We start from the raw sequence: 2,546 nt of genomic DNA, 5'->3' as shown, positions 1-2,546 counted from the left end.
CATCCGAGCTGCAGCCAACGGATCATCGGCCGCAATCGTGTCCCAGATATCGTCGCGGTCTTGCTCGGCCTCTGGCGTCCAAAGCACCCTCACGCCTGACTCGACGCTTTGGTGCGCCGCTCGGCGAACTTGGCTTCAATCGCATCGTTGGTTCGGCCACTGCCCGCACGCATCGAGGTCCGAGCGGCGTCGACCTTGCGCTGCAGGAACGCGTCGTACTCCCGCGCCTGACGTTGGCGCTGGACGAACTCACGCATCAGTTCCCGCACCACCTGCGATGCCGGACGATGTGCGGCATCGGCTTCGGCCATGAACTGGTCTCGCAGCTCGGGTTCCAGCTTCATCGTGAACACAGCTTGTTTCGACATGGCGACCTCACGGCTGACCTTGGTGATGACGTAGTATATACGTGATCACTACCCTATGTTGGACAATGGCCAAGATAGATAGCCAAATCATTACTGGCCAACTGACATCGCGGCTGGCCTTTTTGGCCGTGGGGTCTATGATGGGCCAACTTGCGTATACCCCAAATGACCAAGGGGACCTTGGTGAGCACACCAACCTTTCGAGACCGCCTCGAACATCATCAAGTGGTCATCTACTTTGCGGCCGTGGTGATCGCGGCCGCCGTTGGCGCAGTGGTGCCGGGCGCCGATACGTTAGAAGGGGCGATAAATCCGACGCTGGCGCTGATGCTGTTCGTCACCTTTTTGCAGGTGCCTCTTGCCGACCTAGGCCGCGCGTACTCGCGCATTCGCTTCCTCGGCGCGCTGATGGCGTCCAATTTCGTCGTCATCCCGGTGCTGGTCGCACTCCTGGTGCAGTTCCTGCCGGCCACGCCGATGGTAAGGCTCGGCGTGCTGTTCGTACTGCTGACGCCCTGCATCGACTACGTGGTGACCTTCTCGCACATCGGCCGCGCCGACGCCCGGTCGCTGCTGGCCTCCACGCCAGCGCTGTTGATCGCGCAAATGCTTCTGCTGCCGGTCTATCTACGTCTGTTTCTGGACGATGCGGCGGCCGACCTGGTACAGCTCGGCCCGTTCATTCATGCCTTCGTGTGGCTGATCGCCGTTCCCCTGGCGGCGGCGGCCGTAGTGCAGATATGGGCGGCCCGAAGCAAGGTAGGGGCGCGTGTCGCGGCCGGCCTGGGCCTGCTACCTGTGCCAGCAACCGCTCTCGTGCTGTTCATCGTCGTAGCCGCCGTGGTGCCGCAGCTCGGGGCCGCCATCGAGGCCGCCTTGCGCGTCGTGCCGCTCTACGTGGTCTTCGCCGTTGCCGCGCCCCTGATCGGTTGGACAGTCGCCCGCATGGCCCGGCTGGAAGCGTCGGCCGGCCGCGCCGTGGCGTTCAGCTCCGCCACGCGCAATTCCCTGGTCGTGCTACCGCTGGCCCTGGCAGTGCCGGGAGCCATTCCGGTGCTGCCGGCCGTCATCGTGACCCAAACGATGGTCGAGCTGGTCAGCTCAGTCATCTACATGCGCCTGATACCGAGATTCGGTGAAGTGAAATCAGGTGTGTTACCCGCAGCCAAGTGAGCTTGCTGCCGTCGCTAACCCCAGTTGGCCATTCCCAATGAAGGTCGCCCGCATCTACCTCCGCGTCAGCACCGAGGAACAGGACCTCAGCCGCCAGGCCGAGATCGAGCACAGCACCCGTGACGCTGGCTACTACGTCGCCGGCGTGTACCGCGAGAAAGCGTCAGGTGCGCGCGCGGATCGACCGGAGTTGTTGCGGATGATCGCGGACCTGCGTCCCGGTGAAGTGGTCGTTGCCGAGAAGATCGACCGCATCAGTCGCTTGCCGCTGGCCGAGGCCGAGCAACTGGTGGCTTCGATCCGCGCCCAAGGCGCGCGGCTGGCGGTGCCAGGGCTGGTGGATCTGTCCGACCTTGCGGCTGGTTCCGACGGCGTGGCCAGGATCGTGCTGGAGTCGGTGCAGGAGTTGCTGTTGAAGTTGGCGCTGCAGATGGCGCGCGACGACTACGAGACGCGTCGTGAGCGGCAACGCCAGGGCGTGCAACTGGCCAAGGCAGCAGGCAAATACAGGGGGCGCAAGGCCGACCTTGCCACGCATCAGCGCATCGTCGCATTGCGCGGCGCCGGCCACACCATCGAACGCACGGCCGAACTGGCGGGCTGCAGCATCAGTCAGGTCAAGCGGATCTGGGCGTTACATCGCAGCCGGACCTGACCGAAGGAATTGCCCGATGCCCGTCAGTTTCCTGTCCGCCGAGCAACGCAAAAACTACGGGCGCTACACGGGCAGCCCTTCGCCACATGACTTGGCCCGGTACTTCCATCTGGATGATGCCGATCATGCACTGATTGCGCAGAAGCGCGGCAAGCACAGCCGGCTTGGCTTCGCCGTGCAACTCGGCACCGTGCGATATCTCGGCACTTTTCTGGAAGACCCTTTGGCCGTGCCGCCGTCCGTGCTACACACGCTGGCAAAACAGCTGCGTATCGATGGGTTGGATGGTGTCCACGACTACAGCACCAGCCGCCAACGCTATCAGCATGCCGCTGAGATCCGTGTCCACT

The 2,546-nt window shown here is 63.6% G+C and carries 4 protein-coding genes; 3 read left to right on the top strand and 1 reads right to left on the bottom strand.

From position 1 onward, the window contains the following. Positions 1 to 89 precede the first annotated feature (89 nt). Positions 90 to 344, bottom strand: a complete 255-nt coding sequence (locus Q0X16_RS13190) for an antitoxin of toxin-antitoxin stability system (RefSeq protein WP_297835309.1) — start codon at positions 342 to 344, stop codon at positions 90 to 92. Positions 345 to 551: 207 nt separating this feature from the next. Here Q0X16_RS13190 and Q0X16_RS13185 point away from each other — a divergent pair, with 207 nt between their 5' ends. From Q0X16_RS13185 to Q0X16_RS13175, 3 genes are all read left to right on the top strand, one after another. Further along, positions 552 to 1,541, top strand: a complete 990-nt coding sequence (locus Q0X16_RS13185; RefSeq protein WP_297835306.1) for an arsenic resistance protein — start codon at positions 552 to 554, stop codon at positions 1,539 to 1,541. Positions 1,542 to 1,578: 37 nt separating this feature from the next. Beyond that, complete coding sequence (locus tag Q0X16_RS13180) at positions 1,579 to 2,196, top strand: recombinase family protein (protein WP_297835304.1); 618 nt, start codon at positions 1,579 to 1,581, stop codon at positions 2,194 to 2,196. Between the two features lie 16 nt (positions 2,197 to 2,212). Beyond that, positions 2,213 to 2,546, top strand: a 334-nt coding sequence (locus Q0X16_RS13175) for a DUF4158 domain-containing protein (RefSeq protein ID WP_297835303.1), incomplete at its 3' end; no start/stop codon positions are given.

The organism is Thermomonas sp. (assembly GCF_025993755.1).
Classification (GTDB): domain Bacteria; phylum Pseudomonadota; class Gammaproteobacteria; order Xanthomonadales; family Xanthomonadaceae; genus Thermomonas.
The sequence above is the reverse complement of the archived record's forward strand: the minus strand, read 5'-3'. Positions and strand labels throughout refer to the sequence as shown.